The sequence below is a fragment of the Stenotrophomonas sp. Nf1 genome (genome assembly GCF_003028475.1).
Classification (GTDB): domain Bacteria; phylum Pseudomonadota; class Gammaproteobacteria; order Xanthomonadales; family Xanthomonadaceae; genus Stenotrophomonas.
Map to the genome: position 1 here is coordinate 226601 of NZ_PYTV01000008.1, position 25155 is coordinate 251755.

The window sequence follows — 25155 nt, forward strand, 5'->3', positions numbered from 1 at the left end:
GATCTGGTCGGTGTCGACCTTGGTCGACACAGGGAACGCCAACCAAGGTTGGCGGCTACCAGAGCAGGGAACGCCAACCAAGGTTGGCGGCTACCGGGCATCGCCAAACGGGGTCAGATCCCTTTGCGCAGCAAAGGGATCTGACCCCTCTCCCGGCCGGGGCAGGGCGGTTTTGGTATGCTGGGCAACCGGCTGTGCCGGGCGCAGCATCCCCCCTCACTACACGATTCCCGCAGATCCATGAGCGAAGCTACCGATACCCCCCCCGTCGACGAAAACAAGTTGATCGCCGAGCGCCGTGAGAAACTCAAAGCGCTGCGTGGGCAGGGCATCGCGTACCCGAACGACTTCCGTCGCCAGGACTTCGCCGGTCGCCTGCAGGACGAATTCGCCGATGCCGAGACCTGGACCGCGGAGGCGCTGGAAGGCAACGGCCGCCAGGTGAAGATGGCCGGCCGCCTGATGGCCAAGCGCATCATGGGCAAGGCCAGCTTCGCCCAGATCCAGGACGAGTCCGGCCGCATCCAGCTGTTCCTGCAGGGCGCCGCGCTGGGCGATGCCTACACCGCCTTCAAGGGCTGGGACGTGGGCGACATCATCGCCGTCGAAGGTGGCCTGACCCGCACCAAGACCGGCGAGCTGTCGGTCAAGGCCGAGTCGATCCGCCTGCTGACCAAGTCGCTGCGTCCGCTGCCGGACAAGTGGCACGGGCTGGCCGACGTCGAGCAGCGCTACCGCCAGCGTTACGTCGACCTGATCGTGACCCCGGAATCGCGCGCGGTCTTCATCAAGCGCTCCAAGATCATCCGCGCCATGCGCGCGTGGCTGGACAACCGCGACTTCCTGGAAGTCGAAACGCCGATGATGCATTACATCCCCGGCGGCGCGGCGGCCAAGCCGTTCACCACCCACCACAACGCGCTGGACCTGGACCTGTACCTGCGCGTGGCGCCGGAGCTGTACCTCAAGCGCCTGACCGTGGGTGGCCTGGAGCGGGTGTACGAGATCAACCGCAACTTCCGCAACGAAGGTGTCAGCACCCGCCACAACCCGGAATTCACCATGATGGAACTGTACGAGGCCTATGCCACGTACAACGAGATCATGGACCTGACCGAGGGCGTGATCCGCGATGTGGCGCAGACCGTCAACGGTGGCACCGAAGTGGAATGGGACGGCGCGAAGATCGACCTGGGCCCGGCGTTCCGCCGCTGGCGCATGGACGAGGCGGTACGCCACCACAATCCGGAAATCTCCGCCGCCGACTGCACCGACCGCGAGGCGCTGCTGCGCCATTGCGAGCGCTTGAAGATCCGCGTCAAGCCGTCCTACGGCTGGGGCAAGCTGCTGCTGGAGATCTTCGAAGCCACCGTCGAGCACACCCTGATCCAGCCGACCTTCATCACCGATCACCCGGTGGAGGTCTCGCCGCTGGCCCGCGCCAATGACAATGACCCGGGCTATACCGACCGCTTCGAGCTGTTCGTCAACGGCAAGGAGTTGGCCAACGGCTTCTCCGAGCTGAACGACCCGGAAGACCAGGCCCAGCGTTTCCAGGCCCAGGTGGCTGCGAAGGAAGGCGGTGACGACGAGGCGATGCACTACGACGCCGATTACATCCGTGCGCTGGAGTACGGTATGGCGCCGACCGGCGGCCTGGGTATCGGCGTGGACCGTCTGGTGATGCTGCTGACCGGCAGCAGCTCGATCCGCGACGTGCTGCTGTTCCCGTACATGCGTCCGGAGCAGTAAGACGTCTTTCTGACGCCCGTTTGTGCGCGCCGTCGCGAAATGAGACGGCGCGATTGACGCCTATCGCACTAGGCGTATCGTTATTGCACTTCCTTGACGTCCTGTATGGCTTGATCGGCGTCGGGGGAGGGCACGGTGCGGAGAGCCCGCTTCACGCCGTGATGACGATCATGAACCGGGACGCATGACACGGGAGTCAGGCCGATGCAGGGTGCGAGCGTTCGCAGCGGCAGAATATCCTCGCCTGCTGATGATCCAGCATGGTCGAAAAACCAGGCAGAATATGCGTTGAACATCGTCATTGTTGACGACCAGACGTCCGCCAGGACGATGCTGCGCCATGTCATCGAAGACATCGCGCCCGAACTGAGCGTGTACGACTTCGGCGATCCGCTGACGGCATTGGCCTGGTGCGAAGCGCACCCGGTCGATCTGCTGCTGCTCGACTACCGCATGCCGGAAATGGACGGGCTGGAGTTCGCCCGCCGCTTCCGGCGTCTGCCCAAGCACCGCGACATTCCGGTGATCCTGATTACCGTGGTGGGCGACGAGCCGATCCGGCAGGCGGCGCTGGAAGCGGGTGTCATCGATTTCCTGGTCAAGCCGATCCGTCCGCGCGAACTGCGCGCGCGCTGCTACAACCTGTTGCAGCTGCGCCAGCAGACCGAGAACGTGAAGCAGCGCGCCTTGTCGCTGGAACAGCGGTTGCTGGCAAGCATGCACGAGGTCGAGGAGCGCGAGCGCGAGACCCTCTCGCGGCTGGCGCGGGCGATCGAGTTCCGTGATGCCGGCACCAGTGCCTACCTGGAGCGCATGGCGCGAGTGGCCGGCCTGATCGCCGATCAGCTTGGCCTTCCCGAAGACGACGTGCGCCTGATCGAGATGGCCGCGCCGCTGCATGACATGGGCAAGATCGCCATTCCCGACGCGGTTCTGCTCAAGCAGGGCAAGCTCAACGACGAAGAACTGGCGATCATGCGCCGACACCCGCGTATCGGCCACGAGCTGCTCAGCGGCAGCCAGAACCGCTTCATCCAGGTCGGCGCGTTGATCGCGCTGCGCCACCATGAACGCTACGACGGCAGCGGCTATCCCGATGGCCTGGTGGGCGATGCCATTCCGCTGGAGGCGCGCATCGTCGCCGTGGCCGATGTGTTTGACGCACTGATATCGCCACGCCCGTACAAGGAAGCGTGGACCATGGAAGCCACGCTGGCCTATCTGTATGCACAGCGCGGGCGCCTGTTCGACCCACGCTGCGTGGACGCACTGCTGCGCGGCCGCGAACAGCTCGAGCACATCTGCGCCGAGCACTCGATGGCATCGGCGCGGCCGGGGCTGGGCGCGTGAAACGCGCGTGGTCGCGGCTGCGACTGCGCCTGTCCCAGCGACAGGACAGCGAGCATGGGCAACAGATCGTCCGCATCGTCCTGATCAGCCTGATCCTGGCCTACGTGCTGCTGCCAGCGCCGCGCCACGATCTGCCGCACACGCAGTACGTGGGCGTGCTGGCCATCGTGCTGACCGGCCTGAGCCTGTCGTTGCTGCTGTTTGGCTGGCTGCTGTGGCGCCCCGGCCGTTCCGACCCGCGCCGCGTGCTGGGCATGCTGGCCGACTATGGCCTGATTGCCGCCGGCATGGTGCAGATGGGCGAGCCGCTGGCCTGGGTCTACATCGTGGTGATGTGGGTGACCGTCGGCAACGGCATGCGCTTTGGCAACCATTACCTGTATGTGGCGGTGGCCATGGCGATGGTCAGCTTCGGTTCCACCGTGCTGCTCACGCCTTACTGGGAGCGCAATTTCCGCCTGGCCATCGGCCTCTGGCTGGGGCTTGCGGCGGTGCCGTTGTATTTCTCGACCCTGCTGCGGCAGTTGACCGAGGCGATGGCCGAAGCGCGCCGGGCCAGTGAGGCCAAGAGCCGCTTCCTGGCCAACATGAGCCATGAATTCCGCACGCCGCTCAATGGCCTCAACGGCATGACCGAAGTGCTGGCCACCACGCGGCTGGATGACGAGCAGCGGGAATGCGTGAACACCATCCAGGCGTCGTCGCGCAGCCTGCTGGCCCTGGTCGAGGAGGTGCTGGACATCTCGGCGATCGAGGCCGGCAAGCTGCGGGTGGTGGCCGAGGATTTCGCGCTGACCGACGTCATCCAGGCCATCGGCCTGATCCTGCTGCCACAGGCCAAGGCCAAGCGCCTGGACTACCGGGTGAAGGTGGCCGACGGCGTCCCTCCGCGGCTGTGCGGCGATGTCGGGCACCTGCGCCAGATCCTGCTGAACCTGGCCGGCAATGCGGTCAAGTTCACCGATCACGGCCGCGTCGAGATCCGGGTGGGCGTGGTCCACGCCGACACCAGCGGCGCGGTGCGGCTGCGTTTTGACATCCTCGATACCGGCATCGGCGTGCCGCCTGCGATGCGGCCGCGGCTGTTCGATGCGTTCGAGCAGGCCGATGTGAGCATGGCGCGCCGCCATGAAGGGACCGGCCTGGGCACGACCATCGCCAAGGGCCTGGTCGAAGCCATGGAGGGTGAGATCGGCTATCTGGACAACCCACCGCGCGGCAGTCACTTCTGGGTTGAACTGCCGTTCGCGCCGCCGCAGCCGATGGTGCCGGGTGCGGTACCGACCCTGGCCGGCGGCGACGACACCGGCCAGAGTGGCAATGTGATCGCCTTTGCCGATCCGTTCCTGCGCCATCGCGCGCGGGTGCGCAGCATGCAGATCCTGGTGGCCGACGACCACGAGGCCAACCGCATGGTGCTGCAGCGGCTGCTGCAGAAGGCCGGCCACCGCGTGCTGTGCGTGGATGGCGGTGAAGCGGTGCTCGACGCACTGGCTGACAGCGAGTTCGATGCGGTGATCGTGGACCTGCACATGCCGGGCATGAGTGGGCTGGACATGCTCAAGGAGCTGCGGGTGATGCAGGCCGGCGGCGGTCCGCGCACGCCGGTGCTGGTGCTCAGCGCCGATGTCACGCCCGAGGCGATCCAGCGCTGCACCCAGGCCGGCGCGCACGCGTTCCTGGCCAAGCCGGTGGTGGCCGTGCGCCTGCTCGACACCCTGGCCGAGATCGCCAGCAACGCGCAGTTGAAGACCATGGCTGCGCCCGCAGTGCGCTCATCCACTGCGTTGCCGGAGGGTGTGCTCGACAGCAGCGTGCTCGATGAGCTGGCTTCACTGGGCATGGGCGAGGGATTCGAGCGCGAGTTCATCCGCCAATGCCTGGAAGATGCAGCCACCTGCATGGGCAAGGCCGAGCAGTCCGGTGAGGGTGCGCAGTGGGAGGTGTTCCGCGAACAGGCCCACGCGATCAAGGGCGTGGCCAGCAACCTGGGCCTGATGCGCGCGGCCAACCGGGCCGGTGAGCTGATGCGCATGGCCGATTGGCAGTTGAAGGCGGAATGGCGCACGCGCCTGTCGATCCTGCAGGAAGCGATCAAGGAAGGCCGCCGCGCGCTGGATGCGCGGGCCGAACGCCGGCTGCGCAGTGCCGCCGATGACGGTGAGGCGCGGTGACGGCGGGGCTGGCCGGTAAAAACGGCTGATTGATTGCCGCCTGCGCGGTTGATAGCATGCGGGCCTGTTCAAGACGCCCTCCCGGTCCGCCGGGAGGGCGTCTCGTTTTGGTTCCCCTTCATTTCAAGGAACCTGCATGAACACGCTCTCCGATTCCCACGCAACGGCCGACCGTGGCCTGGGTCATGTGCTGCACGGCCACGGCGCTCGACGCGTCATGGTGCTGCACGACTGGCTGGGCGACCACAGCGGTTACGCGCCGCTGTTGCCCTGGCTTGACGGCACTGCCTTCACCTGCGCCTTCGTCGATCTGCGCGGTTACGGCTGCTCGATGGGCATGCAGGGCGATTACAGCCAGCGGGAGATGGCGGCCGACTGCCTGGAACTGGCCGATCGGCTGGGATGGTCGCGCTTCCATGTCATCGGGCACTCGATGACCGGCATGCTGACCCAGCGCCTGGCGGTGGATGCGCCGCAGCGTATCGCCAGCGCGATCGCGGTCTGCCCGGTATCGGCCGCCGGCAACCGCCTGCAGGGCGAGGCGCTGGCGTTCTTTGCCAGCACCACCACCGACGATGCCGCGCTGCGCAGGTTGTTCGCCTTTGTGTCGCCGGGCCTGTCGGCCGCCTGGGTGGAGGCGAAGCTGCAGTGCAATCGCCGCAACGTTGCCGCCTGCTGTCGGCTGCCGTACCTGCGCACACTGGTGGAAACGGATTTCGTGGAGGAGGTGCGCGGGTTGCGCACGCCCTTCCTGGTCATCATCGGCGATCGTGATCCTGGCCTGGATACCGCGGCGATGCAGGGCACCTTCCTGGCCTGGCACCCGATGGCGGAACTGCAGGTGCTGGGCCATTGCGGGCACTACCCGATGCAGGAATGCCCGCCGCGGCTGGCTGCGGTGATCGAGGCGTTCCTGCTGCGCCAGCAGGATTGAACGAGGGCAGCAGCACGGATAAAAAAAGCCCGGTGGCCAACCGGGCTTGAACCCTTCTGGGGGAGGGTGAATCAGGCCGCGTCGAGGCTGGCGCGACGGGTCTGGGCCTTGATCAGGCGATCCATGGTGCGCAGCGAACGGTCGCCAAGGACCAGGGCGGAGTCGACCCAGACCTTGGTGATTTCCAGCAGTTCGTCGTAGCTGACCGGCTGGGCGATGGCGCGCGCGGCGTTCATTGCCAGGTACGACTGCGGGATGCGCTGCTGCTGGCGGATCAGGTCTTCCACTGCGGCACGTCCTTCTCCCTTCTTCACCAGTACGTCCACCACGCCCATCGCGTACATCTCTTCGGCGCTGTAGACGCGTCCGTCCAGGATGATCTTCTCGGCCAGGTGCGGGGAGACCCGGCGGCACAGGAAGGAATAGGCGCCCATGCCCGGGAACAGCCCGAACAGCACCTCCGGCAGGCCCAGGCCGCTGCCTTCTTCGGCGACGATGGTGTGGCAGGCCAGGGCCATTTCCAGGCCGCCGCCCAGTGCGTCGCCCTGGATCAGGGCGATCGAGCGGATGTCGCCGCCGAAGCCGGTGTGCAGGTGGTGTACGCCCTCCACGCAGCGCTGGGCATAGCTGAGCAGAAGATCGCGGTTGCCTTCACGGATCAGGCGGGTGAACAGGTCCAGGTCGCCGCCCAGGTTGTAGGCGGCGGCGTCGGAGGCCAGCACGAAGTGGCGCAGCTTGCCGCTGTGGCGTTCGGCCGGGCCACGGGTGATGGCGGCCATGTAACTCCACATTTCATCCAGCATGTCCTTGCGGCAGCAGGGGCGGATGCCGGTGGCGGCGTCGGCGTGCATGAACAGCCAGTGGGCCGCGCCATCGGCGCTGTCTTCGGTACGGATGGTGGCAAAGGGGGAGCCGCTGGTGGGCAGCTTTTCGATGGTGCTCATGGAAGATTCCTCGGCATGCGGCCCGCAGAATGAGGTGGGTGGCCGGCGGGCCGAACGGTCCACACACGCGGCGATGCTACACCGCCCCCGGGGCGGCGCATGCGAAAGGGCCCGGGACGTTTCCGCCCCGGGCCCTTGCTCATCCAGACAGCCGCAAACCCTTACTGGGCGGGCGTATCGCGCAGTTCGCGGCGAAGAATCTTGCCGACATTGGTCTTCGGCAGCTCTTTTCGGAATTCAACGATTTTGGGGTGCTTGTAGCCGGTCAGGTTGGCCCGGGCGTGTTCCTTGACCATTTCGGCGGTCAGGTTAGGGTCCTTCTTCACGATGACCACCTTGACCACTTCACCGGACTTCTCATCCGGTACGCCCACGGCAGCCACTTCCAGCACGCCTGGCATCATCGCGATGACGTCTTCGACTTCGTTCGGGTACACGTTGAAGCCGGACACCAGGATCATGTCCTTCTTGCGGTCGACGATGTAGCAGAAGCCGTGCTCGTCCATCTTTGCCATGTCGCCGGTGTGCAGCCAGCCGTCGGCGTCGATGGCCTTTGCGGTCTCGTCCGGCCGCTGCCAGTAGCCCTTCATGACCTGCGGGCCCTTGATGCACAGCTCGCCCACCTCGCCCAACGGCAGGATGGCGCTGTTGTCGTCCTTGATGCAGGCATCGGTGGACGGAATCGGCAGGCCGATCGAGCCGTTGTACTCGGTCAGGGTGAGCGGGTTGATGCAGGCGGCCGGCGAGGTTTCGGTCAGGCCGTAGGCCTCGACCAGGGTCACGCCGGTCACCTTCTTCCAGCGCTCGGCCACGGCGCGCTGCACGGCCATGCCGCCGCCCAGGGTGACCTTCAGCGACGAGAAGTCGACCGTATCGAAGCCGGGGGTATTGAGCAGGCCGTTGAACAGCGTGTTGACGCCGGTGATGGCCGTGAAGCGTACCGACTTGAGCTCCTTGACGAAGCCCTTCATGTCGCGCGGGTTGGTGATCAGGTGGTTGCAGCCACCAAACTTCATGAAGACCAGGCCGTTGGCCGTCAGCGCGAAGATGTGATACAGCGGCAGGGCGGTGATGATCCACTCCTTGCCCATCTCGATGCCCGACGCACTGATCCAGGCCGAGGCCTGCTGCATGTTGGCGATCAGGTTGCGGTTGGTCAGCATCGCGCCCTTGGCCACGCCGGTGGTGCCACCGGTGTACTGCAGGAAGGCGATGTCGTCATGGTCGATCTCGACCTTGGGCAGGCTGTGGCGGCTGCCCAGCTTGAGCGCCTGCTTGAAGCGCACCGCGCCCTTGAGATGATAGTTGGGGACCATCTTCTTGACGTACTTCAGCACGAAGTTGACGATCACGCCCTTGCCGCCGAGCAGGTCGCCCAGGCCGGTGGTGACCACGTGCTTGACCGGCGTATCGGCGATGACCTGCTCGACGGTGTCGCCGAAGTTGTCCACCACCACCAGTGCGGCCACGCCGGCATCGACCAGCTGATGCTTGAGCTCGCGTGCGGTGTACAGCGGGTTGACGTTGACCACGGTCAGGCCGGCGCGCAGTACGCCGAAGGTGGCGATGGGGTACTGCAGGCAGTTGGGCATCATCAGGGCGACGCGGTCGCCCTTCTTGAGCTTGAGCTCACCCAGCAGGTAGGCCGCGAACTGCTCGACCAGCGCGTCGGTCTCGCCGTAGGTCAGCACCTTGCCGAAGCTGGAGTAGGCGGGGCGGTCGCGGAACTTGGCCACGGAGGCGTCGAAGACCGAAGCGACCGAATGGAATTCGTTGACGTCGATTTCGGCGGGAACGCCTTTCGGATAGCTCTGCAGCCAGGGACGATCCAGACTCATATTCCCCCTCCAGGAATCGTGATGTATTAGGTTGCGGCCCTGAGCGTAGCGACAATGGCCGTTCATTGCAGCATACCCCGCCGTAGGGAAAACGCGAAGAGGGGTTCGCGGCGGCGGCAAGGGTAGGTGCCGACCTTGGTCGGCACGGGATGCCGGTGCGGCAATTGGTAGGTGCCGACCTAGGTCGGCACGGGATTTCGAGGGGGCGTCCTGGATCAGTGCCCACCAAGGTGGGCACCTACCGGTTTGGGGCAAGGTGGGCACCTACCGGTTTGCGGCTCAGCCCTTGTTGCGCACCGGTGCACCGTTGGCCTTGTAGTACGGCGCGGTGCTGCGGGCCAGCGGGGTGCGGCCGCGGATCACGTCGGCCAGCTTCTCGGCCATCATGATGGTCGGCGCGTTGAGGTTGCCGGTCACCACCTGCGGCATGATCGAGGCATCGACGATGCGCAGGCCTTCCAGGCCATGCACGCGGCCCTGGCCATCGACCACCGCCATCGGGTCATCGGCATGGCCCATCTTGTTCGAGCACGACGGGTGGTAGGCGGTCTCGGCGTGCTCGCGCACGAACGCATCGATCTGCGCATCGGTCTGCAGTGCGCTGCCCGGCGAGATCTCGCGGCCGCTGTACGGGGCCAGCGCCGGCTGCGCGAAGATCTCGCGGGTGATGCGGATCGCCGCACGGAACTCACGCCAGTCCTGGTCGTGCGACATGTAGTTGAACAGGATGCTGGGATGTTCGCGCGGGTCCTTGGAGCGCACGTGGATGCGGCCACGGCTGGGTGAACGCATCGAGCCGACGTGCATCTGGAAGCTGTGCGCCTTGATCGGGTTGGAGCCGTTGTAATTGATCGCCACCGGCAGGAAGTGATACTGCAGGTTCGGCCAATCGAACTCGGCATCGCTGCGGATGAAGCCGCCGGCCTCGAACTGGTTGCTGGCGCCGATGCCTGTGCCCATGAACAGCCACTCGGCGCCGATCGCCGGCTGGTTGTACAGCTTCAGTGCCGGCGCCAGCGACACCGGCTTCTTGCACTCGTACTGCAGGTACATCTCAAGGTGGTCCTGCAGGTTGGCGCCGACGCCGGGCAGGTGGTGCACCAGATCGATGTCCAGGCTGCGCAGCAGGTCGGCCGGGCCGACACCGGAGCGCTGCAGGATCTGCGGCGAGGCGATGGCACCGCCGCACAGCAGGACCTCGCGGCGCGCGGTGGCGCGCTGCGGCTGGTCGTTGTGCAGCCACTGCACGCCCACCGCGCGCTTGCCCGAGAACACGATGCGGTCGGTCAGCGCGTGGGTGACGATGGTCAGGTTCGGGCGCGGCTTGGCCAGGTCCAGGTAGCCGCGGGCGGTGCTGGAACGACGGCCCTGCGGGGTGACCGTGCGGTCCATCGGGCCGAAGCCTTCCTGCTGGTAACCGTTGAGGTCGTCGGTGCGCGGGTAGCCGGCCTGCACGCCGGCTTCAACCATCGCCGCGAACAGCTCGTTGTTGCCGGCCTTGGGCGTGGTCACCCGCAGCGGGCCTTCGCCACCGTGGTAGTCGTTGGGGCCGATGTCGCGGGTTTCGGCCTTGCGGAAGTACGGCAGGCAGTCCAGGTAGGTCCAGTCTTCCAGGCCCGGCATGCTGGCCCAGTTGTCATAGTCCATCGCATTGCCGCGGATGTAGCACATGCCGTTGATCAGCGACGAGCCGCCCAGGCCCTTGCCGCGGCCGCAATCCATGCGGCGGTTGTTCATGAAGGGCTCGGGATCGGTCTTGTACGCCCAGTTGTAGCGCTTGCCCTGCAGCGGGAAGGCCAGCGCGGCCGGCATCTGGGTACGGAAGTCGAGCCGGTAGTCCGGGCCACCGGCTTCCAGCAGCAGCACGCTGACATCGGCATCTTCGGTGAGGCGGGTGGCCAGCACGTTGCCGGCCGAACCGGCGCCGATGATGATGTAGTCGTACTCGTTATGGGTGCTCATGGGTGTCTCCTGCAGGCCGGGGCGCGCTGCATGCAGGCGTCCCGGCGGAATGTCGGATCGGCACGATGGCCGCACGATGGGGCGCGCGCAGGGCGCGCCGGTCAGAACACGCTGGCGTAGTCGCCCAGCTCGACCTGCACCGACTTGATGCGGGTGTAGTGGCCGAGGGTGGAGAGGCCGTTCTCGCGGCCGACGCCGGATTCCTTGTAGCCACCGACCGGCATTTCGGCCGGCGACTCACCCCAGGTGTTGATCCAGCAGATGCCGGCTTCCAGGCGGTGGATGATGCGGTGGGCGCGGCTGACATCATTGCTGACCACGCCGGCGGCCAGGCCGAAGGTGGTGTCGTTGGCGCGGCGCACCACTTCGTCCTCGTCGTCGTAGGCGAGGATGCTCATCACCGGCCCGAAGATCTCTTCGCGGACAATCGTCATGTCATCGCGGCAGTCGGAGAACACGGTGGGCAGCACGTAGGCGCCATTGGCCAGCGCGCCTTCGGTGGCACGGCCGCCGCCGGTCAGCAGGCGGGCGCCTTCGGCCTTGCCGCTTTCGATGTAGCGCAGCACGTTTTCCATGTGCGGGAAGCTGGTCAGCGGGCCGAAGTTGGTCTCGGCGGCCATCGGGTCGCCGATGCGGATGCGCTTGACGCGCTCGACCACGGCGGCTTCGAAGGCGGCCAGCATGCTGCGCGGCACGAACACGCGGGTGCCGTTGGTGCAGACCTGGCCGGAGCTGAAGAAGTTGGCCATCACCGCGATGTCGGCGGCGCGGTCGAGGTCGGCGTCATCGCAGATCACCAGCGGCGACTTGCCGCCCAGCTCCATGGTCACTTCCTTCAGCGACGAAGACGCGGCGCTGGCCATCACCTTCTTGCCGGTGGCGACGCCGCCGGTGAAGGAGATCTTCTCGATCACCGGGTGCTCGGTCAGCCACTGGCCGATCTCGCGGCCCGGGCCCTGCACGACGTTGAACACGCCGGCCGGCACGCCGGCTTCGGTGTAGATCTCGGCCAGCTTGATCGCGGTCAGCGGGGTCACTTCCGACGGCTTGAACACCATCGCATTGCCGGCGGCCAGGGCCGGGGCCGACTTCCACATGGCGATCTGGATCGGGTAGTTCCAGGCGCCGATGCCGGCGACCACGCCCAGCGGCTCGCGGCGGGTGTAGAAGAAGCTCGATTCGCGCAGCGGCAGCTGGATGCCTTCGATGGCGGTGGCCAGGCCGGCGTAGTACTCGACCACGTCGGCACCGGTGACGATATCCACGGTGGTGGTCTCGGCCAGTGCCTTGCCGGTATCCAGGGTTTCCAGATGGGCCAGCTCGTCGTTGCGTTCACGCAGGATCTCGACGGCGCGGCGCAGGATGCGCGAACGCTCCATCGCGGTCATCGCCGCCCACACCTTCTGGCCTTCGGCCGCGCTCTGCACGGCGCGCTCGACGTCGGCCTGGCTGGCCACCTGCACTTCGGCGATCACCTCACCGGTGGCCGGGTTGACGGTCTTGAAGGTCTTGCCGCTGGTGGCATCGACGCGCTGGCCGTGGATGTAGAGCTGTTGGACGGGCAGGGTGGTCATGGGGCGTACTCCTTGGAAGGGGGCGGGTGCTGAAGCGCTTATAGCGCGCCAGCCTGCAACTGGAAGTCGATATAGCCGTATGCGATGCGCCGGGACTTCTCGGCGTTGAACTGGCCGCCGACCAGGCTGCCGCGCAGCCACAGGCCGTCGATCATCGCGGCCAGGCCACGGGCGGCCAGGCGGGCCTGCGGGTGGGGCAGCAGGCGGTTGAACTGGTGGCACAGGTTGGAGAACAGGCGCTGGTCGTTGGCGCGCTGCAGCCGGGCCAGTTCCGGCTGGTGCATGCTGGCGGCCCAGAAGGTCAGCCAGACGCGCATCGCGGTGCCGTTGATCTGGCTGTCGTCGAAGTTGCCATCGACGATCGCGCGCAGCTGCTCGCGCGGATCGTCGCCGACGTCGGCGCGGTAGCGGGCAACGGCATCCTTCAGTTCACGCAGGATCTGCCGCATTGCAGCATTGAGCAGGCCGTCCTTGTCGCCGAAGTAGTGGGCGACGATACCGCTGGACAGCCCGGCCTTCTTCGCGATGGTGGCGACGGTCGCATCGGCCATGCCGATCTCGTCGATGGTCTGGAAAGTGGCCCGGATCAGCTGTTCGCGCCGTACCGGTTCCACGCCTTTCTTCGGCATTGTCTCTCCACGGATTGCGACCCGAAGGATCGGGCTGCCGGCCATTATGCTTTTTATTGATTGAACGTTCAATCAATAAACCCTAGGATGCGCTCGCGCCCCACGCCATGGGCCCGGTTTACCGGTCCGGCCCCGCCCATGTGCTCCCCCGGACTGATGAGACGACCCCATGTCTTCCCTGGCTCATCCCAAGCGTTCGCCCCTGCGCTTGAACCGTTTTGTCTTCTTCAGCTCCTCGGTGTCGATCGGCATCCTCGGGCTGCTCACCGTTCTCTATCCCGAAGGCAGCGAGCACTGGCTGCAATGGGCGCAGGCCGAGGTCTCGGCCGCGTTCGGCTGGTGGTACATGCTGCTGATCGTGCTGTGCCTGGGCTTCGTGCTGTGGCTGGCGTTCTCGCCGTATGGCCGCATCCGCCTGGGCCATAACGAGGAATCACCGGCGTTTGGCTACGTGGCCTGGGTGTCGATGCTGTTCTCGGCCGGCATCGGCATCGCGCTGCTGTACTACGGCGCCTATGAGCCGCTGGACCATTTCCTGCGTCCGCCCGGGCAGCCCGGCGGCACCGTGGCCGCCGGCCGCGAGGCGATGGTGCTGACCTTCCTGCACTGGGGCCTGCACGGCTGGGCGCTGTACGCGCTGGTCGGCGTGGCGCTGGGCTACTTCGCCTACCGCCGCGACCTGCCGCTGGCGCTGCGCTCGGCGCTGTACCCGATCTTCGGTGAGCGCATCCATGGCCGCATCGGCGACATGGTCGATGGCTTCGGCATTCTGGCCACGCTGATCTCGATGGTGACCAACCTCGGTATCGGTGCGCTGGTGGTGCAGTCCGGCCTGGTCTACCTGTTCAACATCCCGGATACGCCGCAGGTGCTGGTGGCGATCGTGCTGGTGATGATGGTGGTGGCCACCATCGGCGTGGTGGCGGGTGTGGAGAAGGGCATCGCCTGGCTCTCCAATCTCAACGTGCGCCTGCTGTGCGGCCTGCTGCTGTTCGTGCTGGTCACCGGCCCGACCCTGCACCTGTTCGACGGCCTGATCCAGAACACCGGCGACTACCTGGGCGCGTTCGTGCGCAAGAGCTTCGACATGTACCTCAACGACCCCAAGGGCCGCGAGTGGATGGGCTCGTGGACGCTGTTCTACTGGGCGTGGTGGATTGCCTGGGCGCCGTTCGTCGGTCTTTTCGTGGCGCGCATCTCGCGTGGCCGCACCATCCGCGAAGTGATCATGGGCGTGCTGCTGATCCCGCTCGGCTTCACCCTGGCGTGGCTGTCGATCTTCGGCAATACCGCCATCGACCTGGTGCTCAACCACGGCCAGGCGATCCTCGGCGAGGTGGCGCAGAATGATGCGGCGATGACGCTGTTCAAGCTGCTGGAATACCTGCCTGCCGCGCCGTACGTGGCCGGTGCCGCAGTGGTGATCGGTTTCGTGCTGTTCCTGACCCCGGTCGACTCGGGCACGCTGATGATCGCCAACCTGTGCACCCGCCGCGTCGATGACGGCGTGGAGGACGGCCATGACGCGCCGATCTGGCTGCGCGTGTTCTGGGCGGTGGGCATCACCGTGGCCAGCGTCGGCCTGCTGCTGGCCGGCAACTTCAGCGCGATGCAGACGGCGGTGGTGCTGTGCGGCCTGCCGTTCTCGTTCATCCTGGCGTTCTACATGTGGGGCCTGCTGAAGGCGCTGCGCACCGACCCGGACGCGCCGCGACGCTGAGGGACGGTGCGGGTGGGCATCGGCGCGTGCCGATGCCTGCCACATTTCATTGCATTCCTAGATACGTCAGATGCCGTCGTGATCGACCATGGGGTCTCTTCAAGCAGGAGATCCCGATGAAACGACTTCTCTGTGGCCTGTTGCTGTCCGCTGCGGTTCCGCTGTGTGCCGAGCCGATGCCGCCGCCGATGCAGCAGCTCGATTTTCCGGTACTGGCGGTGGGTGACATCGGCCAGTTCCGCGTGCAGGTGCCGGCCTATGCGGGCGGGCAGGGGCGGGTGTCATACGCCGCGCACGCGCTGATGCCAGGCAGTGCCGACGATCGCGGTTACCGTTTCGTTGCGGTGGCCTGCGGCGATGGTGGATTTACCCCGGTGGTGCACTACGAAGACCGTGGCGTGGTCTGCTCGCGCATCGGCCAGGCGCCGCATCCGGCGTTCGAGATGGTGGTGACCGTGCTCAACACCGGCGCTGCCGACGGCGAGACGGTGATGCCGGAGGGCCTGCGTGGCCTGGTGTATGACGTCGGGCCGAGCGCGGCGCCGTGGCGGATCTACGGCGTCGGGCGGTAGGGCGGTGCATCTGTAGAGCCGAGCCGATGCTCGGCTGCGGTTTGCGGTAATGCAGCCGAGCATGGCTCGGCTCTACAGGTCGGGCGTTATTTGCTGGCCAGCTGGCGCAGCACGTACTGCAGCAGGCCGCCATGACGGAAGTATTCGACTTCCTTCGGGGTCAGCAGCATCACCGAGACCTCGAAGGTCTTCTTCGTGCCGTCGGCCCTGGTCGCGGTGACCGTGGCGCGCTTGCTGGCACCGTCCTGCAGGCCGGTGATGTCGATCACCTCCGAGCCGTCCAGGCCCAGGCTCTGCGCGTTCTCGCCGTTGCGGAACTGCAGCGGCAGCACGCCCATGCCGACCAGGTTGGAGCGGTGGATGCGCTCGAAGCTTTCGGCGATGACCGCCTTCACCCCCAGCAGCAGGGTGCCCTTGGCCGCCCAGTCGCGCGACGAGCCGGTGCCGTATTCCTTGCCGGCCAGCACTACCAGCGGCACCTTGTCGGCCTTGTACTTCATGGCCGCATCGTAGATCGCCAGCTTCTCCGGCTGGCCGCCGCCGGCCGGGTAGTACAGGGTGTTGCCGCCTTCCTCGCCACCGAACATCAGGTTCTTGATGCGGATGTTGGCGAAGGTGCCGCGGACCATCACGTCATCGTTGCCGCGGCGGCTGCCGTAGCTGTTGAAGTCGGCCGGCTGCACGCCGCGTTCCTGCAGGAAGCGGCCGGCCGGCGAGTCCTTCTTGATGTTGCCGGCCGGGGAGATGTGGTCGGTGGTGATCGAGTCGCCGAACAGGCCCATCACGCGTGCGCCGTGCACGTCGTCGATGCTGCCGGTCTGCATGGTCATGCCATCGAAGTACGGCGGGTTCTTGATGTAGGTGGAGGCATCGCTCCACTCGTACAGGTTGCCGTCCGGCGAGGCGATGGTGTTCCAGCGGGTATCACCCTTGAACACGTCGGCGTAGTTCTGCTTGAACATCTCCGGGCCGATGGTGGCGGCGATGACATCGCCGATTTCCTTGTTGCTCGGCCAGATGTCGCGCAGGAACACCGGCTGGCCATCGCTGCCGGTACCCAGCGGCTGGGTGGTCAGGTCGATGTCGGTGGTGCCGGCGATGGCGTAGGCCACCACCAGCGGCGGGCTGGCCAGGTAGTTCATCTTCACTTCGGGATGGACGCGGCCCTCGAAGTTGCGGTTGCCCGACAGCACCGAGGTGACCACCAGGTCGCCGGCGGCGATGCCGGCGCTTACTTCGGTCGGCAGCGGGCCGGAGTTGCCGATGCAGGTGGTGCAGCCGTAGCCGACCACGTAGAAGCCGATCTTTTCCAGCTCCTTCAGCACGCCGGCCTTTTCCAGGTAATCGGTGACCACGCGCGAGCCTGGGCCGAGCGAGGTCTTCACCCACGGCTGACGGTTCAGGCCCTTGGCCGCCGCGTTGCGGGCCAGCAGGCCGGCGCCGATCATCACCGCCGGATTGGAGGTGTTGGTGCAGGAGGTGATGGCGGCGATCACCACTGCGCCGTCCTTCAGCCGCACCTTGCGGTTCTCGATCTCGATGTCGGCAAAGCCCTTGGCCAGCTGCTCGTTGCCGACCGCAGCGCCGCCGCCTTCATTGACGAACGAGGACACATCCTCGCTGCGCTTGTCACGGTTGGCGGTCATGCCGACCAGCGCTTCGCGGTAGTTCTTCTGCACATCTTCCAGCAGCACGCGGTCCTGCGGGCGCTTGGGGCCGGCCAGCGACGGCTTCACCGTGCCCATGTCCAGTTCCAGCGTGGTGCTGTACTGGGCGTGCGGGCTGCCCGGTTCGTGCCACAGGCCCTGCGCCTTGGCGTAGGCCTCGACCAGGTTGATCTGCTCTTCGCTGCGGCCGGACAGGCGCAGGTAGTTCAGCGATTCGGCGTCGATCGGGAAGATGCCGCAGGTGGCGCCGTATTCCGGGGCCATGTTGCCGATGGTGGCGCGGTCGGCCAGCGGCAGGTGCTGCAGGCCGTCACCGTAGAACTCGACGAACTTGCCGACCACGCCCAGCTTGCGCAGCATCTGGGTGACGGTCAGCACCAGGTCGGTGGCGGTGGCACCTTCGGGCAGCTTGCCGGTCAGCTTGAAGCCGACCACCTGCGGGATCAGCATCGACGACGGCTGGCCGAGCATGGCCGCCTCCGCTTCGATGCCGCCCACGCCCCAGCCGAGCACACCGATGCCGTTGATCATCGTAGTGTGGCTGTCGGTGCCGAACACGGTATCGGGGTAGGCCACCGCCTTGCCGTCCTTGTCCGCAGTCATCACCACGCGGGCCAGGTTTTCCAGGTTCACCTGGTGGACGATGCCAGTGTTGGGCGGCACCACCTTGAAGTTGTCGAAGGCCTTCTGGCCCCAGCGCAGGAAGCCGTAGCGTTCCTGGTTGCGCTGGAATTCGATCTTGCCGTTGAGGTCCAGCGCGTCGGGCTTGCCGAACACGTCGACCTGCACCGAGTGGTCGATGACCAGCTCGGAGGGAATCTGCGGATTGATCTGCTCGGGCGAGCCGCCGAGCTTGACCACCGCATCGCGCATCGCGGCCAGGTCGACCACGCAGGGCACGCCGGTGAAGTCCTGCAGGACAACGCGCGCCGGCATGAAGGCGATTTCGGTGTCCGGTTCGGCGGACGGGTTCCAGCGGGCCACGGCTTCGATGTGGTCCGGGCCGACGGTGGCGCCGCCGTCCTCATGCCGGAGCAGGTTCTCCAGCAGGATCTTCATCGAGTAGGGCAGGTGGGAGATATCGAAGCGCTGGCCCAGCGTGGGCAGGCTGAAGTAGTCGTAGGTCTTGCCGCCGACGTTCAGCTGGCTGCGAGTGGAGAACGAATCGCTCATGCGGGGTAACTCCTTCTTGCGGATGGCTTGCAGTGGCTCGCGCGTGGGCGGGCCTGCTTGCGGTCGCCGCGGGCCTGGTGGCCCCGGTGGTTCCAGTATGAACCCGAAACTGAATGGATTCACCCGGGCCGGGTCCGGCCTGCGGCATCGGTTCCAGACTACAGGGGAAGGTGTATGGCGTATGTCACGTTTGTGGCCGATCCTTTGCGAGGCAAGGGCTGGCGGGTCGCCGGTCCTGTTCAGGGTGGAAGTATGCCCGGGGGAGTATGTATAATTTGTGCATACTCTGGAGGGCCTACCGATGGAAGCCACTGTTGCAGAACGCGGACAGATCACCCTGCCCAAGGCGGTGCGTGATGCCCTCGGCCTGACCAAGGGCACGCTGCTGAAGGTCGAGCTGGACGGCAGCCGCATCATCCTGCGCAAGAGTGTTGACGATGCCATTTCACGGGCGCGCGGCAAGTTCGCGCTGGACGGTTTCGAATCGTCCGACGCCGCCGTGCGTTCGGTGCGCGACGAGGACTGACCGGTGATGATCGCCGTCGATTCACCGGTGCTGGTCGAACTGCTCAGCAATGGCCCGCAGGCCGATGCGGTGGAAGCCATCCTGCGCCAGAGCCTGGTCGGTGGCCGCGTGGTGGTCTGCGGCGCGACCCTGGCCGAAGTCTGCGCATCGCTGCGCGGCGGTGCCGAAGTGCTCGAAGCGCTGGAAGAAATGGGCGTGCACTTCAATCCGATGGAAGCCAAGTCGGCGCTGCGCGCTGGCGAGATGCACCGCCGTCACCGCCAGCGCAGCGGCAGCCGCCGCAGCCTGGACGAATTCATGGTCGGCGCCCACGCACTGCTGCAGTGCGATGGCCTGATCACCTGGAACGACACGTTTTACCGCGACTACTTCAAGGGCCTGAAGCTGATCGTGCCGCAAGCCTGAGCCCACTTTGTTTTTTCAACCTACGCATTACCCGGGAGTTGTCATGTTGGAAGCCTACCGCCACCACGTCGCCGAGCGCGCTGCGCTTGGCATCCCGCCGCTGCCGCTGAGCGCGCAGCAGACGGCCGATGTCATCGAACTGCTGAAGAACCCGCCGCAGGGCGAGGCCGAGTTCCTGCTCGACCTGCTGACCCACCGTGTGCCGGCCGGCGTCGATGACGCAGCCAAGGTCAAGGCCTCGTACCTGGCCGCGATCGCGCTGGGCAGCGAGCAGAACCCGCTGATCAGCCGCGAGCGCGCCACCGAACTGCTGGGCACCATGCTCGGCGGTTACAACGTGGCCCCGCTGGTGCAGCTGCTGGACGATGCCATCGTCGGCACCATCGCCGCCAACGGCCTGAAGAAAACCCTGCTGGTGTTCGATGCGTTCCACGATGTGCAGGAAAAGGCCAAGGCCGGCAACGCCAACGCCCAGGCCGTGCTGCAGAGCTGGGCCGATGCCGAGTGGTTCACCAGCAACCCGGAAGTGCCGCAGAGCCTGACCGTCACCGTGTTCAAGGTGCCGGGCGAAACCAACACCGACGACCTGTCGCCGGCGCCGGACGCAACCACCCGCCCGGACATCCCGATGCACGCCCTGGCGATGCTGAAGAACAAGCGCGACGACGCGCCGTTCACCCCGGAAGAAGACGGCAAGCGCGGCCCGATCCAGCAGATCCTCGACCTGAAGGACAAGGGCCACCTGGTCGCCTACGTGGGCGACGTGGTCGGTACCGGTTCCTCGCGCAAGTCGGCCACCAATAGCGTGCTGTGGTGGACCGGCGATGACATTCCGTTCATCCCGAACAAGCGCGCCGGTGGCGTCTGCCTGGGTTCGAAGATCGCCCCGATCTTCTACAACACCATGGAAGATGCCGGCGCGCTGCCGATCGAGCTGGACGTGTCGAAGATGGAGCACGGCGATGTAGTCGAGCTGCGTCCGTACGAAGGCAAGGCGCTGAAGAACGGCGAAGTGATCGCCGAATTCCAGGTCAAGTCCGACGTGCTGTTCGACGAAGTGCGTGCCGGTGGCCGCATTCCGCTGATCATCGGCCGTGGCCTGACCGGCAAGGCGCGTGAAGCGCTGGGCCTGGCCCCGACCAATCTGTTCCGCCTGCCGGTGCAGCCGGTCGATACCGGCAAGGGCTTCTCGCTGGCACAGAAGATGGTCGGCCGCGCCTGTGGCCTGCCGGAAGGCCAGGGCATGCGCCCGGGCACCTACTGCGAACCGAAGATGACCTCGGTCGGCTCGCAGGACACCACCGGCCCGATGACCCGCGACGAGCTGAAGGACCTGGCCTGCCTGGGCTTCTCGGCCGACCTGGTGATGCAGTCGTTCTGCCACACCGCCGCTTACCCGAAGCCGGTGGACGTGAAGACCCACCACACCCTGCCGGAGTTCATCTCCACCCGTGGCGGCATCTCGCTGCGCCCGGGCGACGGCGTGATCCACAGCTGGCTGAACCGCATGCTGCTGCCGGACACCGTCGGTACCGGTGGTGACTCGCACACCCGTTTCCCGGTGGGCATTTCGTTCCCGGCCGGTTCGGGCCTGGTCGCCTTCGCCGCCGCCACCGGCGTGATGCCGCTGGACATGCCGGAATCGGTGCTGGTGCGCTTCAAGGGCAAGATGCAGCCGGGCGTGACCCTGCGTGACCTGGTCAACGCCATTCCGCTGTACGCCATCAAGTCGGGCCTGCTGACCGTGGCCAAGGCTGGCAAGAAGAACATCTTCTCCGGCCGCATCCTGGAAATCGAAGGCCTGCCGGAACTGAAGGTCGAACAGGCCTTCGAACTGTCCGACGCCTCGGCCGAGCGCTCGGCGGCCGGTTGCTCGGTGCGCCTGAACAAGGAACCGATCATCGAGTACCTGACCAGCAACATCACCCTGCTGAAGTGGATGATTGCCGAGGGTTACCAGGATCCGCGTTCGCTGCAGCGCCGTATCGAGAAGATGGAAGCGTGGCTGGCCAACCCGGAGCTGCTGGAGCCGGATGCCGACGCCGAATACGCCGCCGTCATCGAGATCGACCTGGCCGATATCCACGAGCCGATCGTGGCCTGCCCGAACGACCCGGACGACGTGAAGACGCTGTCCGAAGTGGCCGGCGCCAAGATCGATGAAGTGTTCATCGGTTCGTGCATGACCAACATCGGCCACTTCCGTGCGGCCGCCAAGCTGCTGGACGGCAAGCGTGACCTGCCGACCCGCCTGTGGGTGGCCCCGCCGACCAAGATGGATGCCTCCGAGCTGACCAAGGAAGGCGTGTACGGCACCTTCGGCGCCACCGGCGCACGCATGGAAATGCCGGGCTGCTCGCTGTGCATGGGCAACCAGGCGCAGATCCGCGAAGGCTCCACCGCGATGTCGACCTCGACCCGCAACTTCCCGAACCGCCTGGGCCGCAACACCAACGTGTACCTGGGTTCGGCGGAACTGGCCGCGATCTGCTCGCGCCTGGGCCGCATCCCGACCAAGGAAGAGTACATGGCCGATATCGGCGTGATCGCTGCCAGCGGCGCCGAGATCTATCGCTACATGAACTTCGACCAGATCGAGGAATACCAGGACGTGGCCAAGACGGTCGCTGCCTGATGCGGTGACGGAAAACCCCCGGCTCGCGCCGGGGGTTTTTTTGTGAGCCGACGATGCACGGTAGTGCCGGCCGCTGGCCGGCAGTTCGTTGAAACGAAGAACCCTCGGTGAAAGCCGGAGGTTTTCTTTGCCCCGTGATGCCCTGTAGAGCCGAGCCCATGCTCGGCTTTCCGGAGCAGGGCGCGTAAAGCAGCCGAGCGTGGCTCGGCTCTACAGAGGTCCCTTCAGGTGCGGGCGAGGGCGAGCAGGCGCTCGGCGATGCGCTCCAGCGGTACCTGTTCCTCGGCCGCACCCAGCTTGAACGCAGCGCCGGGCATGCCCCAGACCACGCTGGTGGCCTCGTCCTGCACCAGTGTCGGCGCGCCAGCCTGGCGCATTTCCAGCAGGCCGCGTGCGCCGTCGTCGCCCATGCCGGTGAGGATGGCGCCGATCGCATTGCCGCCGGCGCTCTGCGCGACCGAACGGAACAAGACGTCCACCGCGGGCTTGTGCCGGTTCACCGCCGGGCCATCGTCGACACGGCAGCGCCAGCGTGCACCGTCGCGGATGATCCGCAGGTGCTTGCCACCTGGCGGCAGGTAGGCGTGGCCGGGCAGTACCGCTTCGCCGTCGCTGGCCTCGCGCACCGCCATCGCCGAGTGGCGGTCCAGGCGCTCGGCGAAGGCCGTACTGAAGCTGGCGGGCAGGTGCTGGGTCATCACCACCGCTGGCGCATCGGCGGGCATGCCTTCCAGCACCACGCGCAGGGCTTCGGTGCCGCCGGCCGAGGAGCCGATCGCAATCAGGCGGTCGGTGGTACGGAACTGCGGTGCGGCCGGACGCATTGCCGGGGCGGCTTCAAGCGTGAGCTTCGGTGCGCTGCTGCGCATCAGCGGGCGCACCCGCGAGCGCGCCGCCATCTTCACCTTGGCGATGATCTCATCAGCGTAGCCCTGCAGGCCGCGCGCCACATCAAGCTTGGGCTTGGACACGAAATCCACCGCGCCCAGCGCCAGCGCCTGCAGCGTGGTGTCGGCGCCACGCTCGGTCAGCGAGGAGATCATCACCACCGGCAGTGGATGCAGGCGCATCAGGTTTTCCAGGAACGCCAGTCCGTCCATGCGCGGCATTTCCACGTCCAGGGTGATCACGTCCGGCGCCAGGCGCTTGATCTTCTCGCGCGCCAGCAACGGGTCGGCAGCGGTACCGACCACGTCGATGGTCGGATCGCTGGACAGGATCTCGGTGAGCATCTGGCGCACGACGGCGGAGTCGTCGACGATCAGGACCCGGCAGGGGGCGTTGCCGGTGAGCGTCATTCGAACAGCTCCACGCCGCCGGTGACCGGGGCCTTGGACAGGCGTGCACGTACTGCCGATTCGGTGGCGGCCACTTCGGCTTCGTGGGCATGCGGCAGGCGCTGCACCACCACGCGGCCGGTGTCGGCGAAGAACCAGATCTTGCGCGGATGGATGCCGCACAGGTCCTCGGCGATGATCGGGATGTGCTCGGCCTGCAGATACTGGCGCACGAACTCGGCGTTGCGGGTGCCGACCGGGTTGCTGGTGAAGCCCTTGAGCACGTTGGCGCCGCCGAACACCTTGGCTTCGATGCGCTTGCGGTGCGCGCCGCGCTTGAGCATGTCGTTGATCAGCAGCTCCATCGCATAGCTGCCGTAGCGCGCGGGCGCGCCATCGCCGGCATTGCCTTCGGGCAGCAGGAAGTGGTTCATGCCGCCGATCTTCAGCACCGGGTCGCGCAGGCAGGCGGCCACGCAGGAACCCAGCGTGGTGGTCAGCGCGGTGGTGTCATCGACCACCAGGTACTGGGTCGGCAGCAGTTTGGCGGCGATGGTCTGGAAACGCGCGTCCTGGTAGCGCATCACATCGTCGGTACGCAGCGAGGCGTTCATGCGCTGGCCCTCGCGGCACGGCGGTACAGGGTGCGCCCGCAGGGCTGGATCAGGTCGGCGGCGTGCAGGTAGTTCTCCGAGTGGCCGGTGTAGAGCAGGCCGTCTTCAGCCAGGTGCTGCACCAGCCGTCCGAGGATGGCGCGCTGGGTCGGCTTGTCGAAGTAGATCATCACGTTGCGGCAGAACAGCGCGTCGAACGGGCCACCGACGTCGTAGCGCGGGGCGAGCAGGTTCAACGGACGGAATTCGATCAGCTCGCGCAGCGCCGGCAGCACCCGGCACTGGCCTTCGTTGGGGCCGCTGCCGCGCTGGAAGTAGCGGCGACGCAGGTCCGGATCGAGATTGGCGACCCGATCGATGTTGTAGACACCGCGGCCAGCGGTGGCCAGCACCTGGGTATCGACATCGGTGGCGACGATGCGCACCGGTGGCTTCAGCGTGCCGAACGCTTCGCAGGCGGTGATCGCTATCGAGTACGGTTCTTCGCCGGTGGACGCCGCGCACGACCACAGCAGCAGCGGCGAGCGGCTGGAGCGCTGCTGCAGTTCTTCGCGCAGCTTGTCGAAGTGATGCGGCTCGCGGAAGAACGAGGTCAGGTTGGTGGTCAGCGCGTTGGTGAACGCCTGCCACTCGTCGCCGTCGTCCTGTTCCAGATGATCCAGGTACTGCTGGAAGCTGCGCATGCCCAGCGTGCGCAGGCGGCGCGACAGACGGCCATACACCATGTCGCGCTTGGCCGGCGCGAGGGCGATGCCCACGCGCTGGTAGATCAGGTCGCAGACACGGCGGAAATCACGGTCGGCGAACTCGAATTCGCGTGGGCCGGTGACGATGGGAGTAGGACTTTGCACGGGGGACGTGTCCATCGGCGAGGGCGGTGGCCGCAGCCACCGCGGGTGGGTCTCAGAATTCCTGCCAGTCGCTGTCGCTGGCGACGAAGGTGCTGGCGTTGCTGCTGTGACGGACCGGCGCGGGCGTTCTGGTCGGCTGCGCACGTGCCACGGTGCTGGTGCGTGGTGGCTCCACGCGTGCGGCAACCGCCTTCACTGCAGCGGAGACCTGGTTGTCGAGGCGGAAGATCGCCACGGCGTCGGCCAGCTGTGCGGCCTGGTCTTCCATCGCGCGCGCCGCGGCAGTGGCTTCTTCCACCAGTGCAGCGTTCTGCTGGGTGGTTTCGTCCATCTGCACCACGGTCTGGTTGACCTGCTCGATGCCGGCGCTCTGTTCCTGCGAAGCGGCGGAGATCTCGGCCATGATGTCGGTCACGCGCTGCACCGAGGCGACGATCTCGCCCATGGTGCTGCCGGCCTGATGGACCAGGCTGGAGCCCTCGGCGACCTTGCCGACCGAATCATCGATCAGGCCCTTGATCTCCTTGGCAGCGGCGGCCGAGCGCTGGGCGAGGGTGC

19 protein-coding genes are annotated in these 25155 nt (G+C 66.4%); 9 read left to right on the forward strand and 10 right to left on the reverse strand.

Translation table 11 applies throughout. The annotated features are described in order from the left end of the window. Window positions 1–240 precede the first annotated feature (240 nt). From lysS to C9412_RS15595, 4 genes are all read left to right on the forward strand, one after another. The gene (lysS, locus tag C9412_RS15580; protein WP_107232476.1) at window positions 241–1752 is read left to right on the forward strand and encodes a lysine--tRNA ligase; all 1512 of its coding nucleotides are present in this window, start codon (window positions 241–243) and stop codon (window positions 1750–1752) included. A 204-nt stretch (window positions 1753–1956) separates the two neighbouring features. After that, window positions 1957–3102 carry a two-component system response regulator gene (locus C9412_RS15585; RefSeq protein WP_107232477.1) on the forward strand — a complete coding sequence of 382 codons (1146 nt, stop codon included), beginning with the start codon at window positions 1957–1959 and terminating at the stop codon, window positions 3100–3102. Further along, on the forward strand, window positions 3099–5276 hold the full coding sequence (locus C9412_RS15590; RefSeq protein ID WP_107232478.1) for a response regulator: 2178 nt from the start codon (window positions 3099–3101) through the stop codon (window positions 5274–5276). The genes C9412_RS15585 and C9412_RS15590 overlap by 4 nt, the downstream gene beginning before the upstream one ends. Before the next feature lie 136 nt (window positions 5277–5412). After that, complete coding sequence (locus tag C9412_RS15595; RefSeq protein WP_107232479.1) at window positions 5413–6210, forward strand: alpha/beta hydrolase; 798 nt, start codon at window positions 5413–5415, stop codon at window positions 6208–6210. Between the two features lie 71 nt (window positions 6211–6281). Here C9412_RS15595 and C9412_RS15600 read toward each other — a convergent pair whose 3' ends face one another. The 5 genes from C9412_RS15600 to betI all read right to left on the reverse strand — a co-directional run bounded on the left by C9412_RS15600 (window position 6282) and on the right by betI (window position 13157). Continuing rightward, the gene (locus tag C9412_RS15600) at window positions 6282–7154 is read right to left on the reverse strand and encodes a crotonase/enoyl-CoA hydratase family protein (protein ID WP_057496403.1); all 873 of its coding nucleotides are present in this window, start codon (window positions 7152–7154) and stop codon (window positions 6282–6284) included. 161 nt (window positions 7155–7315) lie between these two features. Next, window positions 7316–8992, reverse strand: a complete 1677-nt coding sequence (locus C9412_RS15605) for a long-chain fatty acid--CoA ligase (protein ID WP_107232480.1) — start codon at window positions 8990–8992, stop codon at window positions 7316–7318. 279 nt (window positions 8993–9271) lie between these two features. Beyond that, the gene (gene betA, locus C9412_RS15610) at window positions 9272–10954 is read right to left on the reverse strand and encodes a choline dehydrogenase (protein WP_107232481.1); all 1683 of its coding nucleotides are present in this window, start codon (window positions 10952–10954) and stop codon (window positions 9272–9274) included. A 101-nt stretch (window positions 10955–11055) separates the two neighbouring features. Further along, on the reverse strand, window positions 11056–12528 hold the full coding sequence (betB, locus tag C9412_RS15615) for a betaine-aldehyde dehydrogenase (RefSeq protein WP_107232482.1): 1473 nt from the start codon (window positions 12526–12528) through the stop codon (window positions 11056–11058). 38 nt (window positions 12529–12566) lie between these two features. Then, window positions 12567–13157 (reverse strand): transcriptional regulator BetI, encoded by a 591-nt coding sequence (betI, locus tag C9412_RS15620; RefSeq protein WP_107232483.1) that lies wholly within the window; start codon window positions 13155–13157, stop codon window positions 12567–12569. A gap of 169 nt (window positions 13158–13326) precedes the next feature. Between betI and C9412_RS15625 the strand changes: the two genes are divergently transcribed. Then, the gene (locus C9412_RS15625) at window positions 13327–14877 is read left to right on the forward strand and encodes a BCCT family transporter (protein ID WP_107232484.1); all 1551 of its coding nucleotides are present in this window, start codon (window positions 13327–13329) and stop codon (window positions 14875–14877) included. 116 nt (window positions 14878–14993) lie between these two features. Further along, window positions 14994–15449, forward strand: a complete 456-nt coding sequence (locus C9412_RS15630) for a hypothetical protein (RefSeq protein WP_146160186.1) — start codon at window positions 14994–14996, stop codon at window positions 15447–15449. Window positions 15450–15535: 86 nt separating this feature from the next. Here C9412_RS15630 and acnA read toward each other — a convergent pair whose 3' ends face one another. After that, window positions 15536–18289, reverse strand: coding sequence for an aconitate hydratase AcnA (gene acnA, locus C9412_RS15635; protein ID WP_107232486.1), 2754 nt, complete (start codon window positions 18287–18289; stop codon window positions 15536–15538). Between the two features lie 301 nt (window positions 18290–18590). Here acnA and C9412_RS15640 point away from each other — a divergent pair, with 301 nt between their 5' ends. Genes C9412_RS15640 through acnB form a run of 3 tightly spaced genes read left to right on the forward strand, consistent with a single transcriptional unit; the run spans window position 18591 to window position 21855 of the window. Then, window positions 18591–18815 (forward strand): AbrB/MazE/SpoVT family DNA-binding domain-containing protein, encoded by a 225-nt coding sequence (locus C9412_RS15640; RefSeq protein ID WP_008268694.1) that lies wholly within the window; start codon window positions 18591–18593, stop codon window positions 18813–18815. Window positions 18816–18821: 6 nt separating this feature from the next. Continuing rightward, on the forward strand, window positions 18822–19220 hold the full coding sequence (locus C9412_RS15645) for a type II toxin-antitoxin system VapC family toxin (RefSeq protein WP_008267153.1): 399 nt from the start codon (window positions 18822–18824) through the stop codon (window positions 19218–19220). A gap of 43 nt (window positions 19221–19263) precedes the next feature. After that, on the forward strand, window positions 19264–21855 hold the full coding sequence (gene acnB / locus C9412_RS15650; protein WP_107232487.1) for a bifunctional aconitate hydratase 2/2-methylisocitrate dehydratase: 2592 nt from the start codon (window positions 19264–19266) through the stop codon (window positions 21853–21855). A 224-nt stretch (window positions 21856–22079) separates the two neighbouring features. Here the strand turns inward: acnB and C9412_RS15655 are convergent, their stop codons facing one another. From C9412_RS15655 to C9412_RS15670, 4 genes are all read right to left on the reverse strand, one after another. Continuing rightward, a complete protein-coding gene (locus C9412_RS15655) occupies window positions 22080–23153 on the reverse strand; it encodes a chemotaxis response regulator protein-glutamate methylesterase (RefSeq protein ID WP_107232488.1) in 1074 nt (357 codons plus the stop codon). After that, the gene (cheD, locus tag C9412_RS15660; protein WP_014037083.1) at window positions 23150–23746 is read right to left on the reverse strand and encodes a chemoreceptor glutamine deamidase CheD; all 597 of its coding nucleotides are present in this window, start codon (window positions 23744–23746) and stop codon (window positions 23150–23152) included. The genes C9412_RS15655 and cheD overlap by 4 nt, the downstream gene beginning before the upstream one ends. Further along, window positions 23743–24612, reverse strand: a complete 870-nt coding sequence (locus C9412_RS15665; protein ID WP_107232489.1) for a CheR family methyltransferase — start codon at window positions 24610–24612, stop codon at window positions 23743–23745. Before C9412_RS15665 ends, cheD begins: the two co-directional genes overlap by 4 nt. A 37-nt stretch (window positions 24613–24649) precedes the next feature. After that, a partial coding sequence (locus C9412_RS15670) for a methyl-accepting chemotaxis protein (RefSeq protein ID WP_258190288.1) occupies window positions 24650–25155 on the reverse strand: 506 nt, incomplete at its 5' end.

Excerpts from the sequence above, each read along its gene's own strand:
- lysS (WP_107232476.1), top strand. The coding sequence starts at position 241 with ATGAGCGAAGCTACCGATACCCCCCCCGTCGACGAAAACAAGTTGATC.
- C9412_RS15585 (WP_107232477.1), top strand. The coding sequence starts at position 1,957 with ATGCAGGGTGCGAGCGTTCGCAGCGGCAGAATATCCTCGCCTGCTGAT.
- C9412_RS15595 (WP_107232479.1), top strand. The coding sequence starts at position 5,413 with ATGAACACGCTCTCCGATTCCCACGCAACGGCCGACCGTGGCCTGGGT.
- C9412_RS15600 (WP_057496403.1), bottom strand. The coding sequence starts at position 7,154 with ATGAGCACCATCGAAAAGCTGCCCACCAGCGGCTCCCCCTTTGCCACC.
- C9412_RS15605 (WP_107232480.1), bottom strand. The coding sequence starts at position 8,992 with ATGAGTCTGGATCGTCCCTGGCTGCAGAGCTATCCGAAAGGCGTTCCC.
- betA (WP_107232481.1), bottom strand. The coding sequence starts at position 10,954 with ATGAGCACCCATAACGAGTACGACTACATCATCATCGGCGCCGGTTCG.
- betB (WP_107232482.1), bottom strand. The coding sequence starts at position 12,528 with ATGACCACCCTGCCCGTCCAACAGCTCTACATCCACGGCCAGCGCGTC.
- betI (WP_107232483.1), bottom strand. The coding sequence starts at position 13,157 with ATGCCGAAGAAAGGCGTGGAACCGGTACGGCGCGAACAGCTGATCCGG.
- C9412_RS15625 (WP_107232484.1), top strand. The coding sequence starts at position 13,327 with ATGTCTTCCCTGGCTCATCCCAAGCGTTCGCCCCTGCGCTTGAACCGT.
- C9412_RS15630 (WP_146160186.1), top strand. The coding sequence starts at position 14,994 with ATGAAACGACTTCTCTGTGGCCTGTTGCTGTCCGCTGCGGTTCCGCTG.
- acnA (WP_107232486.1), bottom strand. The coding sequence starts at position 18,289 with ATGAGCGATTCGTTCTCCACTCGCAGCCAGCTGAACGTCGGCGGCAAG.
- C9412_RS15640 (WP_008268694.1), top strand. The coding sequence starts at position 18,591 with ATGGAAGCCACTGTTGCAGAACGCGGACAGATCACCCTGCCCAAGGCG.
- C9412_RS15645 (WP_008267153.1), top strand. The coding sequence starts at position 18,822 with ATGATCGCCGTCGATTCACCGGTGCTGGTCGAACTGCTCAGCAATGGC.
- acnB (WP_107232487.1), top strand. The coding sequence starts at position 19,264 with ATGTTGGAAGCCTACCGCCACCACGTCGCCGAGCGCGCTGCGCTTGGC.
- C9412_RS15655 (WP_107232488.1), bottom strand. The coding sequence starts at position 23,153 with ATGACGCTCACCGGCAACGCCCCCTGCCGGGTCCTGATCGTCGACGAC.
- cheD (WP_014037083.1), bottom strand. The coding sequence starts at position 23,746 with ATGAACGCCTCGCTGCGTACCGACGATGTGATGCGCTACCAGGACGCG.
- C9412_RS15665 (WP_107232489.1), bottom strand. The coding sequence starts at position 24,612 with ATGGACACGTCCCCCGTGCAAAGTCCTACTCCCATCGTCACCGGCCCA.